Source organism: Jiulongibacter sediminis (assembly GCF_001306455.1).
Taxonomy (GTDB): Bacteria; Bacteroidota; Bacteroidia; order Cytophagales; family Spirosomataceae; genus Jiulongibacter; species Jiulongibacter sediminis.
In genome coordinates, this window is the sequence record NZ_LGTQ01000015.1 from 45,131 (window position 1) to 62,387 (window position 17,257).

At 42.0% G+C, this 17,257-nt stretch carries 9 protein-coding genes; 4 read left to right on the forward strand and 5 right to left on the reverse strand.

Features of this window, described 5'->3' with window-relative positions:
- Window positions 1-17: 17 nt before the first annotated feature.
- The 5 genes from AFM12_RS18055 to AFM12_RS18075 all read right to left on the reverse strand — a co-directional run bounded on the left by AFM12_RS18055 (window position 18) and on the right by AFM12_RS18075 (window position 12,473).
- A complete protein-coding gene (locus AFM12_RS18055) occupies window positions 18-2,876 on the reverse strand; it encodes a 3-coathanger stack domain-containing protein (protein WP_055151382.1) in 2,859 nt (952 codons plus the stop codon).
- A gap of 121 nt (window positions 2,877-2,997) precedes the next feature.
- Window positions 2,998-3,759, reverse strand: coding sequence for a LytR/AlgR family response regulator transcription factor (locus tag AFM12_RS18060; protein WP_055151385.1), 762 nt, complete (start codon window positions 3,757-3,759; stop codon window positions 2,998-3,000).
- The gene (locus AFM12_RS18065) at window positions 3,759-5,735 is read right to left on the reverse strand and encodes a tetratricopeptide repeat-containing sensor histidine kinase (protein ID WP_131458472.1); all 1,977 of its coding nucleotides are present in this window, start codon (window positions 5,733-5,735) and stop codon (window positions 3,759-3,761) included. Before AFM12_RS18065 ends, AFM12_RS18060 begins: the two co-directional genes overlap by 1 nt.
- Window positions 5,736-5,884: 149 nt before the next feature.
- The gene (locus tag AFM12_RS18070; RefSeq protein WP_165492362.1) at window positions 5,885-10,807 is read right to left on the reverse strand and encodes a choice-of-anchor Q domain-containing protein; all 4,923 of its coding nucleotides are present in this window, start codon (window positions 10,805-10,807) and stop codon (window positions 5,885-5,887) included.
- Window positions 10,808-11,414: 607 nt separating this feature from the next.
- Entirely contained in the window at window positions 11,415-12,473 is a 1,059-nt protein-coding gene (locus AFM12_RS18075; RefSeq protein ID WP_055151394.1) for a PA0069 family radical SAM protein, read from the reverse strand.
- Window positions 12,474-12,556: 83 nt separating this feature from the next.
- Between AFM12_RS18075 and AFM12_RS18080 the strand changes: the two genes are divergently transcribed.
- The 4 genes from AFM12_RS18080 (at window position 12,557) to AFM12_RS18095 (ending at window position 17,256) form a co-directional block, all read left to right on the forward strand.
- The gene (locus tag AFM12_RS18080; RefSeq protein WP_055151397.1) at window positions 12,557-13,378 is read left to right on the forward strand and encodes a 3'-5' exonuclease; all 822 of its coding nucleotides are present in this window, start codon (window positions 12,557-12,559) and stop codon (window positions 13,376-13,378) included.
- 111 nt (window positions 13,379-13,489) lie between these two features.
- On the forward strand, window positions 13,490-13,831 hold the full coding sequence (nuoK, locus tag AFM12_RS18085; protein WP_172678820.1) for an NADH-quinone oxidoreductase subunit NuoK: 342 nt from the start codon (window positions 13,490-13,492) through the stop codon (window positions 13,829-13,831).
- A gap of 13 nt (window positions 13,832-13,844) precedes the next feature.
- On the forward strand, window positions 13,845-15,794 hold the full coding sequence (nuoL, locus tag AFM12_RS18090) for an NADH-quinone oxidoreductase subunit L (RefSeq protein WP_055151400.1): 1,950 nt from the start codon (window positions 13,845-13,847) through the stop codon (window positions 15,792-15,794).
- A 4-nt stretch (window positions 15,795-15,798) separates the two neighbouring features.
- A complete protein-coding gene (locus AFM12_RS18095) occupies window positions 15,799-17,256 on the forward strand; it encodes a complex I subunit 4 family protein (RefSeq protein WP_055151403.1) in 1,458 nt (485 codons plus the stop codon).
- The last annotated feature ends 1 nt before the right edge of the window (window position 17,257 follow it).

Below are 17,257 nucleotides of genomic sequence, written 5' to 3' on the forward strand. Positions count from 1 at the left end.
GTAAAAGTTCGTTCTTTTTAATTAGGGCAGCCGCCAATTTCTGCTTCGAAGATACTTCCTCCTTTGGCTTCAAAGCCCGGGTTGAACGTCAATGAATTACCGGCCTTGTATTTTACTCTGGCCGGGTCGTTTATTTTGTTCGTTGCTGTAAGGGTTGTGTTTGCAATTTGCAAAGCGTTAAAACTTAAGTCAGAAGTTAGATTTAAAGTAGGAAAGGGCGTGGTCACAAAAATTTCGCCTACCCCAACTCTGTCCCGATTATATAAGTTCGCTACACAGCCCAGGTAATAGCTGGTATTAGACGTTGGGCTTACTGTTAGGCTTGACCCTGTGCCTAACTCCAAGCCGCCTGTGGGGTCGTTATACCAGGTAGGAACACCTACCGGGCAATTTCCACTTAATTGAATACTGTTACCGGCACAGATTTCTTTAGTACTCGCAGAAACATTGGTGGGCGGAGGTGGTGTCGCAAAGTTTACGGTAGCAAAAATACTTGACTTAATATCCGGTTCGCATTCAGCAAAAGTCACAAACTCCATGTTTGGATAAGACATAGGGCTGTTGGCAAACCGTCGTGCCACATTGACATCATAAATTGTGGTTTTACAGCCACCTGCAGGAATACTCGTTATCGTACCAAGTTTTGTGATAGACTCTCCCACAGGTGAAGAGCCTGTACCAGCGGTACTTGAGATAAATACATCACTACCAATAGATTCATTGACAAAGCCAAAACCGTAATCTCTGGTCTCAGCGGAGTTATTACAAACTTTGACTTTAAAGTTGCCTGCATTGCCTAATGAAACATTGGATACCGTTATATTGGGTGATGCACTCCCGTTAATTTCTAATTTCGGTTTATCTCTTTGAATGCCACCTTCATATGGACAGGAGGTTCTCGAGTTTGCAGAATCGACAATAAAAATTGGCGTTCCATAAACAGGATCTTCTACTATCCTGACATCAAAAAAGTCTCCTGAATCATCATCATACCTTGTTACCGAGACATCGCTAACCTGGCCGCCGGTTTTTGTTTGTGTTTGACCAAAACTTTTGTTTGTCGTGAACTTAGCTCCCAACTTAAAACCAGAACCTCCAAAATAGACGCCTGTTTCAATCCCAAATTGAGTGTCAACGTAATGCTCCACTTCGATACTTTGAGAGCTGTTGTATGCTACTGAGGTATTATAGCTTTGACTGGATCCTCCACTAAAATTTATCGGTGTTCCTGTTTGCAGAGCCGCGGCAGCAATATTTGCATCGTTTTTATCCAAAACCTGTTGCCAAACATTGATTTGATATTGGGCATTTGCCCTTTGCGGAACTGTATAGTTCAAGGAGTCATCCACAATGATTTGTTTCGAGGCTATATCATCTAAAATACCTTGTTTTGTAAGAAAGAAATCTTTGTACGTTTCTATTAACGGCCTATATACTATGCCTGTATCTACACTTACCTGTCCGTTCTCAATATTGACTCGTCGTGAAAAGCCGTAGGCCAAATCAATGCCATAGCCAACAAAAAGGTCATTGTTTTGGGCCCCTTTCCCATTGCTTAAAGCGGTCAAACTCTCACTAACGGTAACACAGTGTTCTTTTGAATTATATTTAGTCTCAAAGCTGCCCTCTGTGCCGCTGGCTGAGAATTCGACATAGGTCTCCAACTCTAAAGCGACAATAAAACCTACTGAGCCTTTATAGCCTAATTTGTATGCTCCGGCAAATTCTTTAGACTCGCTAACGGAAAGCTTTTCCTCAAAACTCCTGCATTGTGTTCCTGTATTGGTTATGGTGGTAGAACTATTATCCCCCGGAGGATTATGGATAACCATAGTGGGGATTTGGGGCTGGGTAGTTACGCCAACCGAGTCTACCTGAGCTACTGTAGGACCTTCTACCACAATGGGAAGAATAATCAAATTTGTGTAAGTGTTTTGATTATAAACTGTATAACTTTTCTCGCGGAAACCAATTACGATCCAAGCCCTGGTTCTGCCGACAGGAAAGGTGTAGGTTTGGCTGAAGGTGCTTTTTCTGGATTTCCAGTATTCAGGTACTTCGAAAGTATCTACATATTGTGCGTTTTTGGTCATAGGAATGTCTTCATCGAATAACCAAGGGGTTTCGTTTTTGCCAGTCAGACTTCGAATAGTGCCATTATACCAGTCACTAGGTTGGCACCCCCAGCAGTCTCCGGGGAAATAATCAAGGAAAACCTGATGGGTTGTTGACCAATTTTGTCCAAAGAAACCATCAGGAAAATATTTATGAATGACATCCATTGTTATGGTAAAGGGAACCCCCGCCTTGGCCTTAAACAACTTAGCTGTAGGAATATTGTCAAATGCCTGATTGATGAAAGTCGGGGCATCATAAAAATTACCATTATTTACAATCAGGCCCTGATAATTATTATCACCACCAACACTCCCGGCAGTGCTGGTTACTTTTATCTGTCCATTTACTCCATAATCTCCTGAGCTTCCTCCCACGGTATTGGCCGTCCATTGACCAAAGGAGCTATGAGCAAGAATTAGAAAAACCAGTGTAAAAAGAGCCTTGAATTTGGGGAAATGAGCTAAAAACTCAGCCTTCTTTCTCCTTGGTATGTGAATCTCTCTTACATTACTTTCTTTTGGGTTGAGGTTTCCAAACTCAAATAGGTGCAGGTAGTGACGATTTATGATGGTAGACCTGTTAACTCTGAAAAAGTCTTCTTTACTCAATCTCTTTTCCAGTTTTCCCAAATTAGTGGATGATAGTAATTCCTCACCATTGGTAAAGTAGATATAGGTGTAATTATCAGAGGCTTTGAGTTGAAGTATTTCCTGACTTTGTCTGGTGGTGCCTGCACCTAAATGAATTTCGGTTTTCATGGCTATATCGGGGTAAAGAAACGATGTTAAGATAGTCTCCTTAGCCCGTCTGGATCAATGCCGAATTACCGAATGCAAGATTTGAGTTTCCGAAAGCCCCTTCTTTTTTCCCGAAAAATGATCAGACTTTATTTAAGCGTTTAAAGAGTTCCTCTTTGGCCGTCTCAACCATCGGAATCGCCTTTTTATTAATGAAAACATAATTTTGACTGATTTCATCAATGGCCTTGATGTTAACGAGGTATGATCTGTGGACTCTGAGAAATTGAGCAGTTTGAAGTTTATGTTCAACACTCTTCAATGGAACAGACAAAATAAACTGCTGATCTTTTGTGAAGATTTGGCAATAGCTTCTTTCGGCCACCAAATACAAAATGTCATTGATAAAAATTTTCACAAGTTTGTTTTTCGAACTAACAAAAATCCTGTCCTGAAGAAGCATTAATTCCTCATTAGTTTCCTGTGGCAAAGGTTTGTCTTCCTGAAGGTTTACCTCCCTCTGGACCAATATGCGTTCTACGGTGAGCTCGATGGTTCGCTGAAGTTCCTGAGGTTGAATGGGTTTTGAAAGAAAGGCAAAAGGGCGTGTTTGTTTGGCTCTGTTGAAGGTTTCCTCATCCGTATTGGCCGTCAGGTAGATCAAAACGGTTTTGTGACCTTCTTTGAGAATTTCTCTGGCTGTATCAATACCATCCATCTGGCCCCTTAAATGAATATCAAGCAGGACGATGTCGGGTGCGTTTTGCTGAATATACAAAATCGCTTCCTCACCTTTGGGCACTATGCCCGTCACCTCGTAGCCAAGCTTAGTTAAAAGGAGTGAAATTTTGGCCCCAATGATCATTTCATCTTCTACTACAAGAATGGTAATGGGTTTTGTCATCAGAAATCGCGTTTGCTACTAAAAATAAGAGAAACCATCGTACCATTATCCACATTATAGGTAAGTGTGCCACCTAATTGTTTGGTCAGTAGTTCCATCAACATTGTTCCAAAGCCAGTACCTTTTGAGGGCTTATCTTTATCTCTACCTACCCCGTTATCTTTTATTTGAAGCTCAATATTCCCTTTATCTGGCCCCTCAGGTTTCATATTGATTTCAATTTTACCGTCACTCTTTCCTTTAAATGCATATTTAAAGGCATTGGTCAGTACCTCATTGGCAATCAGACCTACTGACATCGCTGTGTCAACGTCTAAAACCAGTTCGGGCATATTGCATTCTATTTTAATCTTACCATCGGGAGAGAATGAATTACTAATATTCTCTGAAAGGTTTATCAGGTAATCTCTCATCTCTACTGAAGTAAGCTGGTCTCTTTGATAAAGTTTCTGATGAATAATCCCCATGGAATAAACTCTGCTTTTGCTAGAACTAACCGCCTCTTGAACCGAAGGGTCATCAATATGAGAAGACTGTAGCTCAAGTAAACTGGAAACGATCTCAAGGTTATTTTTAACCCTGTGATGGATTTCCTTTAGAAGAAGTTCATTCTCCTTGTTTCGTTTATCCAATTGGGCATTGGAGGTTTCCAGGTCTGCATTTAACTCCTCCAGCTGCCGGTTCTTTTTTCTGTTTTTCGAGAAGGCCAGATATAAAACTGTGGCAAGGATTAGTAGCAAAACCCCAATTAAAAAACCAAGTAGCTGTATTCTTTTTTGTTGAGCGATCTGGTCAGACTGGCTGGCAATGGTCTTGTCTTTTTGTTCAGTTTCGTATTTGACCCGAAGTTCATTTTTTAAGGCCTGAACTTCCTGATCAAGAGCATTGAGAGCAATTTCATTTCCTTCACTCAGGTATTGGTAGGCTAAAACAGGCTGATTTGTTTTCAAGTATGACTCCGCCAGCCAATGATAATGATTCTTTAGCTCCTCTGCATTGTAGACTTTTTTGCCTTTCAGATGCTCAACATAACCTTTTAGAAAGGGAATGGCCTTTGCATATTCCTTTTTTAGAAAGTAGATACTGCCAATGTCACCTTTCCAGCCGTCTACCCTTTCTTCTCCATAAATCTCTTTCATGCCATTCCAGGAGAATTGAAAATCGGCGAGGGCTTCATCATATCTTTTCAAAGCCCGTAGTGTTTTGCCCCGCCAGGCCAACACATTATATTTTTCAGAATTCTGGTACCGCTCAGGCAGCTCTTTTACCAATTCCAAAGCTCGGGAAATCAACGTTAGAGCCTTCTCAGGTTCTCCCATTTTCACGTGAAGGTCGTTCAGTGAAATAAGGGCCCTGATCAGCGGATGAGTATTCTGGTCTTTAGAGTATTGATCCACCACCATTTCACCATACTTCAGAGCAGATTCAAAATCTTTGGTACTGCTATATAAATTACTCAGGCTGGCGTAAATGGAAAATTTGAGCTTTTCAAAACCAAATTCCTCGGCTATGGAAAGGCCTTCAAAATAAGCCTCCTCGGCGTCTGAAAATCGTTGCATTAAAGAAAGGTCAAACCCGACAGTTTTATAGGCTTTGGCCATTAGCTCTTTTTCGTCGGTTTGTTTCAGATACTGAAGTGCCAGCTCATCATAATGATAGATGGAGTCGTTATTCTCAGAGTAAACACTTAAGAAATGCCAATTGGCAAATTCCTGATAGGTCTTGGCCAGTGTCAAAGGGTCAGCCCCTTTTTGTACTTTGTTCAATAGAGTACCGAGATCTTCTCTGATCATGCTATCCGTCTTACCCTTCATTTCATTAATGGCATCAGAGACCTTTACTAAAAAGGTATCTAATGGTAATTCATGAATGTTCTGATTTTCGGGTAAGTCATAAAGAGTGCCTTTTTTTTCCTGAGCAAAAGCAAAAATACTTTTCAGAGCCAGCAGGCAGGCGATAGTCAATGTCCGTTTCAAGACCAAGATTCATTTGTAATTGCATCAAGATAAGAATACTTTGGAAAAGAGATGTCTGATTATCCTGAAACAACTTTAACGCATTGATTAATATAAACCAATAAGATAGTATTAAACCAAAAGATGAAAATTATACTGAAGAATGATTTTTATGGACATCCAGCCCCTATTTCGGCCTTAAATACAGAACTGTTTTCAGCTTCAAAACCGGGAGCTAACGAAATGGAGTTTCCGGCTCTGAAAAGAACATTTGACGGTGAAGCCACAGTGCTGTTGGCGTTGATGGTTTCCAAAGCGTAGTTTTTTGAATCGGCACCAATATCATCAGTTACGCTCAATGCAACCTCAGCACCGAAACCCTGATGTTCATAAGCCCCTAAATCTACTATGGCCGTGGGCAAGCCGGTGTCATTGAAAATACGGGGTATACCAGCGAGATCAGTGGATACACTTACAGAGTCATTCAGGCCTTTATCGGCAAGTGGTGAACAGTTATTGAGTCTGAAATCTCCAGCTGTAGAAGGCGAAGCTGAGGGTTCCAAACCCTTGACAAACTCCGGATCTACAGAAGGTACATTGCCATTGGCAGTACTGGTTTGGGCATCAAGCATTGAGTGCGAAGTGTACAACGTAATTTCAGGATCATTGAGTAAAATATCATTTCCTCTGGTTCCGTTTGCCAGATTATTCCAAAAAATAGAGTTCAAAATGACCGGAGTGAGATTGTATCCAATTGAATTAATGGAAATGGCTGAACCGAAATCTGAGGAGTAATTCCCTGAAAACGTACTGTTTATAATAGTAGCTTCTACCTTACCATTCATGTAAATGGCGGTACCATCCTGAGCGGTTACGTTACCTGTGAAGAGGCAGTTCGTCACCCTCGCGTACGAAGGGTTGGCTTCATCATATCCATTAAAATAAATCCCTGCTGCCCTGTTTGCCACATTTCCGGAGAAAATACTGTTTTCTACCAGCGGATCACTGGCATAACCATTATTAAAACTTGAACTGGAAATTCCAGCCCCATTAAAACTCGCCGTATTTAAATAAAACCTGCAGGCACTGATGAAAGGTGAAGCTGCTCCGCTGTTACTATTATTGTATAATCCGGCTCCATTACGGGCATAGTTTAACCTGAATACCGTATTTCTGATTACCGGGCTCGACTCTACAGTGCTCTGGCCCTCATTATGCCAGCCGGCTCCGTCCAGTTGATCTGTAAAAGGCTCTCCAGTGGCATGACCATGCTCTATCACAAAACCATCCACTGTAGTTTGGCTACCCGCACCAATAGTTCGCACCACATGAAATGAGTTATCAAGGCTATCTGAAGGGTTGCCGATATTCCCGGATAAAATGGATTCATTAGCCTCAAAATCCCTGTTAGCCAGGTCAAAGGTCAAAGGATTCTCAGTACCAGCAAAGCCACCAAAAAGCTTCGTACTATCTGCCAAAAGAAAAGAAACATTCCTGTTTAAGGTATCAATGGGATAATAATACCCTGCCGCCACCCAGACAGAGTCTTCATAAGAGCAGACACTTAAAAGCTGCTGAGCCTCCTGAATTTTCTTAAAGGCTTTTGCCCAGGAAGAACCGTCTCCACCTTCCGCAGCATCATCATTGACATAAATAATATGGCTTCCAGGATCACCCTGAAATTCAACAGCCCCGATATCAGGGTTACCTGAACGGCTATTTCCGAAAATATCCGCTGCGGGAGCACCGGTACCAGTTCCTGAATTAATCAGAGGAGAACACTTAGTAAGCCTAACGTCATTGCCCTCAATTGGTGCATCGGCATAGCCAAAAGACGTAATGACCAAAGGATTGAGCGAGGCATCTAAATTTCCGCTACCGGTGACAGAACTATATTCAACTAGAGAGAAAGAAGGAGTAATATCATTACCGGTATCAGATTCAACAGAGTTCTTATACAAAGTTCCGGAATTTGACCAGCCGTTATTATTCCATATTACAGTATTTAAAACTTGGGTGGTCAGTGAAGTGGCGGATGAGCTGAGGTAAATTCCTCCACCGTAACGGGCTTCATTCCCAATAATAGAGCAATTGATAATTGAAATATCCAGATTCCCACTATCAGCCCCTAAGTGGATTCCTCCACCTCTTGATCCGAATCCTACTCCGGCATTTCCGGTGATAATACAATTGGTTAGGGAAACTGGTGTACTTTCAGTAAGGTTATTAAAATAAAGGCCACCTCCTGAGCCCCCTGTTGTATTGAAATCAATTACACAATTCTCAAAAATTCCACCTGTGGTACCTCCGGATTCGCCGAATCCGGCAATGGCTCCGCCAGAATTGGAAGAATAATTACTTCGGAACGTACAGTTTCTGATTGTAGGAGAGGAGACCTGTGAATTATCCGCATGTATGAGTAAGCCTCCCCCATATTTTTGAGAATTCGGAAAAGAGGCAATTGCATTCCCTCCCTGAATCAGAAACCCATCAAGAAGAGTTTCTGATGTTACATTCTTAGCCCTGACCACATTATGTCGCGTGCCTTGCCCGTCCAGAATAGTTTTATGCTGTAACCAGTCACGTTCGGCAAGATTACTCTCAGACCCGGCAAAGCCACCATAAATTTTTACACTGTCAGGTAAAGTAAATGCCGCTGAAGCAGAATTCTCCGGCGAATAGGTACTTGCCGCCACCCATACTTCTGTTCCTTTTTGACTGTTTTCAAGAGCATTGGTTAAACTGGTAAAGGCATCCATCCAGTTTACTCCGTTATTATTACCCCCGGCCGTTTTATTTACGTAAAGCCGTGAAGCAAACTCGTAGGCTCCTCTATCCACTATGTCGGCATTGAATCTGGCCTTGCCTGCCAGATCAGTATTTATTTCTTGAGGCACCACCCCGTTATTTCCTGAATTAATCGCAGGTGAACCAAATTTTAACCGGAAATCACCTCCCGCCCCATTTTTGAAAAGTGGGTCGGCATTAATGTTATTATTCAGCGGGGCAAAGCTGGCTTCTTCTACTATACTGTACTGGATATTGACATTGGAATTAGCACTATATTCTGCATGTGATCCATTTGAGGTGCCCACAATGTCCACATTATTATTCTCAAAAAGGCAATTTGTAAAATCTATGGGCGTTTGCCCGGAATCAAAGTATTGGATATTTATAACACGGGAGGTGGCCCCGTAAAAGGTACAGTTAATAAAATGTGGTTGGGTATCAGTGTTCCCGTCATCATATCCTATGTGTTCTTCCCCGTTTGAGTCAAATAAACAGTTGATAATGGAGGCTGAAATGTCGCCAAAATCTCCAAACATAAAAATTCCATCGCCAAAGTCGGAAGCCGTGTTATTTGAAAAAATGCTGTTTGAAATGGAAGGGCTGCAAACTCCGTAATTACCATTTTCATAAATGGCTCCACCGTCACGGAGGGCGGTATTGAAGCTAAACGTACAAAACGAAATCTGAGGTTTTGCCACAGCACCTGATTCATCAGCATCGCAATAAAAAGCACCACCCCATCTCGCAGTATTGTTTAAGAATTTGCACTGGGTAACAGTAGGTGAAGACTCATTCCCTGTAGTGGCTGTATTATACCATCCGCCCCCTCTTTCTGACCTCCCCCCATTGATAGTGCCATAGCCATGCATTATAGAAAAGCCATTGACTTCTGTAAAGGCAGATACATTTTTGGTATAAATCACATTATAACTGTTGTCTAAACTATCAGCTGTCTGGCCAATATCCCCGCTTAGAATAGTCTTATAAAATGAGATATTCCGGTTATCCAGATTAAAGTTTGAGGCTTCCCCGCCATTAAAGCCACCATAGACTTTCACGCTGTCTGGTATTTCAAAAGAAATGCCGCGGTCTGTTCCGGGGGTAGGCTTGTAGGTGCCGGCTGAAACCCAGATAACGGTTCCCTGTGTGGCTGCGGCCAGAGCTTTTTGCAGATCAGTGTAAGCGTGAGTCCAGGAGCTTCCATTTTTGTTTCCATTGGCATTGGTTTTGGTATAAAGCATTGGCTGAAATTCAAAAGCCCCCATGTCTGTTTCTGACCCGGCTATTCTACCAGAGCCTAACAAGTCATTCAAAGTACCCGCAGGTAGAAAGGTCTGGTTACCGGCGTCTTTTGCCAATGAGTTTATATTCAGTCGGTAGTCATCAGAAGCAGCATCCACAAACCCGGGGTTTCCCTGAAGATTTCCGTTAAAGCCAGAGCTGAAACCTGAGCCTGAGTAATCATTTAAGATATTATTCGAAGCAGCTGTTGGTGTTGAAGATTGAATATCAGGACCACCGCTAACGGCTGTATTATTGAAGAAAACAGAATTGTATAAATAAAAGCTGGAAGTTCCCGCATTCCTGAAACCTCCACCATTGGTATCAGAGCTGTTTCCGGCAAAAGTACTGTTGATGATTTTCCAATGATTATTCGATTCAGCATAAATAGCTCCTCCTGCTTCATTGGTATGATTATCATAGAACAGACAGTTGACCAACAGGGCATTATTACCCGAAGAACTTCGGGCGTTGATGGCTCCTCCGAATTTGATGCTTTGGTTTCCGTTAAACTCACAACCCATTAACACCATTTCACCCTCCTGAATCCGGATGGCTCCACCCAGATAGGCCAAATTGTTTTTAAATCTGCAGTTTTCGATCAATAAGGTATCAGAACTGAATTCATAAAAAATAGCCCCACCCCAGTTTGTAGGAGAGTTACCAAGCGGTTTTCCACCGTTTTGCATGGTAAGATTATAAAAGTTACAACGGGCAGAAACACTAAATAAATTAAGGTCAAAGCCGCTTCCATCGATAATAGTCAGATCCTTCCCGTTTCCTATAAAAGTGAGTGTTTTTGAAAATGAGATGGTTGACGAAAGCATGATCGGTGCTCCATCTGTGGATGTATCAAACCTGATGGTATCTCCTGCAGAAGCAGCACTTATGGCCTCTCTGAGGCTACCTGCTCCGCTATCTGCCGAATTTCCAACCACATACTGACCCCCGTATGCCATGGAGTTTACAAAGAGGCAAAAAGTAAAAAATTGAATGCTTTTGTGGAAGTATCTTCTCTTCATAAACTAAAGTGATGTTTTGAAATATTGTGTTTCACGACCTGAAGGGTCATATGTCTGGAAATTCTGATTAACTTTTTGTTTTTCGGTATGAAATAAAGCTTACGATCTCAGTCCCGCCCCTATTAGGATTTATTGATCAAATAAAACCGGTAATCCTTAGGAAGCCTTCATTAACAAAGTGCTCAAAAAAGCTCGGGGAAGACCTGAAAGCTGCCTTTTGCCTTCACTAAAGTTTAGAAATGAATAATTGGATGAAGCCACGAGCAAATAGATATTTTCATGGCTGCCGGTTCTCAGAATCTTTGGTGCAGAGATGTTTGTCATAATTTTTGCGAATTATTTTCAAAGTTCATCAATAGAGCACTTGCTGTCAATCACCCTACAGGGTGATTTTTAAGTTCTTCCTCTGTTGTTTCCATCTTCTTTATGCTCTTGTGCCAAAGACATTGAGATAATCGATAAATGATTTGATTATGGCATATAAGAGTGAGACCTGTAAGGATTTTTCAACTGTAGGGTGCCTGATTTATTCTTGAGGCGAGGTTGAAGAAACCACTCTAAAAAAGGGTATGTAGATAGAAAAGGCTGCCTAGTTCTTCTTTTGTCTTCAAAACAATTTTAGTTGCCCCGGTTTTTGAAAAGCGTTGAAATCAAAATCGTGTACTTCTTTATCTTTGAAATAACGGGCGTTTGAGATGGCAAAAAGCTGTTTGATGTGCTGGGCAAACTTGCCTTCACCCCGCATTCTTCTTCCGAAGTCGCTGTCATTCAACTTCCCCCCATGCATTTCTTTAATTTGATTAAGCACTTTTTCGGCTTTATGAGGGTAGGCCTTGAAAATCCAGTCTTCAAAAAGCTGCCCTATGCTTCCGTTCAGACGAACTACGGTGTAGGCGATCCATCCGGCACCGCTTTCAGCTGAGGCTTTTGCTATCGCCGGAATTTCGTTATCATTTAACCCGGGAATAATGGGTGCAATATTGACCCCGCTGGGTATGCCTGCTGAGCTCAATTTTTGTAAAATCTGCAAACGCTTTTGACCGGAAACCGTTCTGGGCTCCAGATTTCGGCGAAGCTCTTCCTTCAGGCTGGTAATTGAGATAATAACCTTAATCAATCGTTTCTCTGAGAGTCTTTGTAAAAGGTCAATATCCCTCAAAACCAGAGCATTCTTTGTAATAATAGCAACCGGGTTCTGGTACTTCAGACAAATTTCAAGCATTCTTCGCGTGAGCTCAAACTTCTTTTCGGCTGGCTGATAGCAATCTGTGTTACCCGAAAAAAGAATAGGTGTTGACTTCCAATTCTTCCTATTAAACTCCTTTTCCAGAAGCTCAGGGGCGTTCTTTTTCACGATGATATTCTGCTCAAACTCCAGACCAGCCGAGTAGCCAAAATACTCATGCGTGTTTCGGGCGTAGCAGTAAATACAACCATGTTCGCAGCCCTGATACGGGTTGACGGATTTTCCGTTTCGCAGATCAGGACTTGTAATGGTATTGACCACTTTTTTAGGGTGTTCTACCAGATATTTGGTTTTTGAAGATCTGAAATTTTCTTCTTCACCAAAGGCGAATTCTTCGTCATACTCAATACTCAGCTCTCTGAATTTGTTCAAAGAATTGAATTGTGCACCGCGGCCTTTGATTTTTGGGATTTCGCTCATTTGAGATTTAAAACTACAGCTTGGCCGACCTCATCCGTCTAAAAAAACTACCTTTGCTACATCATTTGGCATAAATCAAATTCATGAATCATTCTCTGAAACTTAAAAAGCCTCTGGCTGTATTTGACCTTGAAACTACCGGGACCAATATTTCGCGTGACCGTATAGTGGAAATCTCAATTGCTAAAGCAATGCCCGACGGCTCTGTTGAGGTAAAAACGAAAAGGATAAACCCGGAAATGCCGATTCCAATTGAATCCAGCCTCATACACGGCATTTATGATGAGGATGTAAAAGATGAACCTACTTTCAGGCAAATGGCTAAATCAATGGCTCAGTTTCTTCAAGGTTGTGATCTGGCCGGGTTTAACAGCAACCGCTTTGACATACCGATGTTGGTGGAGGAGTTTTTAAGAGTGGATTCCAGCCTGTTTGATGTAAAAAACAGGAAGTTTGTGGATGTGCAGCGGATTTTCCATCAAATGGAGCCAAGAACTCTGAGTGCAGCTTACAAATTTTATTGCGACAAAACACTTGACAATGCCCATAGTGCAGAAGCTGATACGTTGGCTACACTGGAGGTTCTCGATGCTCAAATCGCAAGATATGAAGGAGTAAAAATTGAAACCAAAAAGGGTGAAGAAATAGAGCCGATTAAAAACGACGTGGAGGTGCTACATGAGTTTACCTCTAGCAAAATCGTTGATTTTGCGGCCCGAATGGCCTATAACGATAAAGACGAGATTGTGTTCAACTTTGGAAAACACAAGGGTAAACTGGTGACAGACGTCCTGAAAAGAGAGCCTGCTTATTTTGACTGGATCATGAACAATGATTTTCCGAGAGATACCAAACAAAAATTAACTCAAATAAAGCTGAGCACCTCAAATACCCTGTTCGGTTAAATTCTTAGAAAAATACAAATCCTTCTTCTTAAATAGCTTCGATTCTTTTCTGTGTAAAAGATTTAATGGCTAATTTTGCGGCAAATTTTCTAAACTCCTGAAAATACAAGAATGGAGAACCAATTACCGGCCATGCCGGACGTCATAGCTCAGGTACCGCTTAACAATTACGTTTTGTTGGCGAGCATTCTGTTTATCATTGGCATAGCCGGTGTTTTGATTCGAAGAAATGCTATTATTATGCTGATGTCTATTGAGCTGATGCTCAATGCTGTAAACCTGCTACTTGTAGCCTTTTCTTCTTACAGGTCTGACCCCAACGGACAGATTTTCGTATTCTTCATCATGGCCGTGGCTGCGGCTGAAGTAGCGGTTGGTCTGGCCATAATTGTTATGATTTACAGGAATATCCGATCCATAGATATTAGTCTGCTGGATAAACTAAGAGGTTAAAAGAAACAGAAGTATGTCATTAATAGCACTCATTCCGCTCTTTCCACTGATTGGTTTCCTGATCAATGGACTTGGCTATAAGAAAATTCCAAAAGCAATAGTGGCCCCGGTAGGAATTGGAGCCGCATTGTTATCATTCATCACCACTGTACTGGTTTATTTCCAGTTTAAGGCTGATGGCCAAACCATCATTCAGCCGCTTTTTGACTGGATTACTGTTGGAGGGCTGAATATCTCTTTTGCTTTTCAAATTGACCAGTTGAGCATTATCATGCTCTTCATCATTACGGGAGTGGGCACACTGATTCACCTTTACTCAAAGGGTTATATGAGTCATGACGAGGGCTACGGCAAGTTTTTCGCCTACCTGAACCTCTTCCTGTTCTCTATGCTTCTTTTAGTAATGGGAGCTAATTACCTCATCATGTTCATTGGCTGGGAGGGCGTTGGTCTTTGTTCATACCTTTTGATCGGTTTCTGGAATAAACGTTCAGATTTTGGCGATGCTGCACGTAAGGCGTTTATCATGAACCGTGTGGGCGACCTCGGTTTCCTGATTGGTATCTTTTTAATCATTCGTCAGTTTGGAACACTTGAGTATCTCTCGGTTTTTGAGCAGGCTCAGGGTTTAGAAATGGGTAACATTTCTATCATGTTCATTACCTTTTGTCTCTTTATCGGGGCGATGGGTAAATCCGCTCAGATTCCACTTTTCACCTGGCTGCCGGATGCCATGGCTGGTCCTACACCTGTTTCAGCTTTAATTCACGCTGCCACCATGGTAACTTCAGGTATTTATATGGTGGTGAGAAGCAATGTGCTGTATACGCTTTCACCGGATACGCTTGAATTCATTGCCTGGATAGGCACATTGACTGCACTTTTGGCGGCTTCAATTGCCCTCTTCCAAAACGATATTAAAAAAGTATTGGCGTACTCCACAGTGAGTCAGCTGGGTTATATGTTTATTGGTCTTGGTGTAATGGCTTACACTTCCGGCTTTTTCCATGTGATCACTCATGCTTTCTTTAAGGCACTTTTGTTCTTAGGTGCGGGTTCAGTAATTCACGCCATGAGCGATGAGCAAGATATCAGTAAAATGGGAGGTCTTTGGTCAAAAATTAAGATCACGGCTGCCACATTCTTGATTGGTACAATTGCCATTTCCGGTTTACCGCCTTTTGCCGGTTTCTTCTCAAAAGATGAAATTCTTGCACATGTCTTTGAGCATAATAAAGCCATGTGGGCTTTGGCAATGGTTGGCTCATTCATGACGGCGTTTTATATGTTCCGTTTGTTCTTTCTGACTTTCACTGGAAAATTCAGAGGAACCAAAGAGCAGGAAGACCACCTTCATGAGTCGCCTTCTTCAATGACCATCCCTCTGATTGTTCTGGCTGGTTTGTCCATTGTTGGTGGCTTCATCGGTTTCCCGGAAATATTCCATTTGCCTCACGCTTTAGCAGATTTTCTTAGTCCTCTTTATGATGGTTCAAGAGCCGTGAATCCTGAGTTCGGATTGGTTCATTTAAGTCATTCTACCGAGTGGATGCTGATGGGCTTTTCCGTATTATTAGCTGCTGTCGCTTTAGGAGTTGCATGGTTTATTTATGTGAAGAAAGAAACTCAACCGGCGGATCCTTCTCAACTTGGTGGTATTAAAAAGGTATTGGCTGACAAATACTACCTGGATGAAGCTTATCAAATTGCCTTTGTTAAGCCTGTGGAAAAAGCTTCTCAATTTTTCTACAGTACCATTGATAAAAAGGCCATTGACCGTGTAGTGGAAGGCACCGGCGACCTGACATCTTTACTCAATAGACTCAGCACTAAACTACAGACGGGCTCCACAGGATTTTATATTCTGGTGATGAGCATTGCTGTAGCGGCCATTTTGATCTTGAATATGGGCACCGAAATAGCAGATCAGTTTTTCTCAATTTTCAATGCTCAAACCAAATAGATAGATGTTAATTCACCTTATAATTCTGATTCCTTTGGCTGGTGCTTTGATCAGCCTCCTGGCAGGAAAAAACAATCAGAGCCTGAGTAAAAACATTGCTCTTTTGGGCAGTTTGATTTCACTGGTTGTGTTCATCTATGCTGCCATTCAGCATCAGGCCGGCAATACGGAGCTTTTATCGCTAAATAAGCCTTGGCTTCCTGAAATGAATCTGGCTCTCAAATTTTCAGTAGATGGCATAAGCCTTTTGCTTATCGCTCTCAGTCAGGTTCTGATTCCTCTGATTATTTTGAGCACCTCAAAGATTGAATATCATAAGTCGCATTTGCTCTATGCGTTGATTCTCGTGACTCAATCGGCTTTGGTAGGTGTTTTCTCTGCCAAGGATATTTTCCTTTTCTACTTCTTTTTCGAAGCGGCACTGGTTCCTGCATATTTCATTGCATTGAACTGGGGAAATAAAGAGAGTTCAAAAGCATCGTTTAAGATGTTTATTTACACCATTTTCGGTTCGCTAATCATGCTGGTGGCTCTGGTATTTCTTTACTCAAAAGGTCAGACAGCAGATATGGATGCTTTGATCTCCACGGCTGAGTTCATGCCTTCTGGAGTTCAGAGAGCTTTGTTCTGGGCGTTTCTTCTGGCGTTTGCCATCAAAATGCCCCTTTTCCCGATGCATACCTGGCAACCGGATGCGTACACTACTTCGCCCACACCGGCTACTATGCTTCTTTCAGGATTATTGTCAAAGATGGGAGTTTATGGTTTGATTAGAATTGCCTTGCCTCTTTCGCCATGGGCTGCAGAGCATTATTCGGTGATAGTTATTGGTATGGCGGTGATTGGTCTGATATACGGTTCTATCATCGCTATCAAGCAAGATAGCATCAAGCGATTGATAGCCTACTCTTCTTTTGCACACATGGGGCTTATGGCCGCAGGTGTTTTCAGTGGTAATATTGAAGGTTTGCAAGGGGCCGTGTTCCAGATGCTGGCTCATGGAGTTAACGCAGTGGGCTTATTTTTCGTCGCTAAAATCATTTTTGAAAGAACAGGTTCACGAAGCCTTTCAAGTCTTGGCGGTTTAAACAAAACTGCTCCGGCTTTGAGTATTTTCTTCATGATTATTCTGCTGGGTAGTGTGGCACTACCATTGACCAATGGTTTCGTTGGTGAATTTTTGATGCTGAAAGGTCTTTTTGAGAAACATCAGCTCTTGGGTATCATTGCAGGTTTGAGTATTATCCTCGGGGCAGTGTATATGCTTCGTCTTTTCCAGAAAACCATGTTTGGTGAAAGCAATGAACTCACCGAATCAGTAGAAGATGTAAGTGGAATCGAAAAGCTGACGCTGGCCATCATTTCAGGTCTGGTAATTCTTATGGGTGTGTTCCCGAATGTTTTATTGAAAGTTTCAGAACCTGCCTCTGAAGCTCTTTTAAACCTATTGGCCAAGATATAAA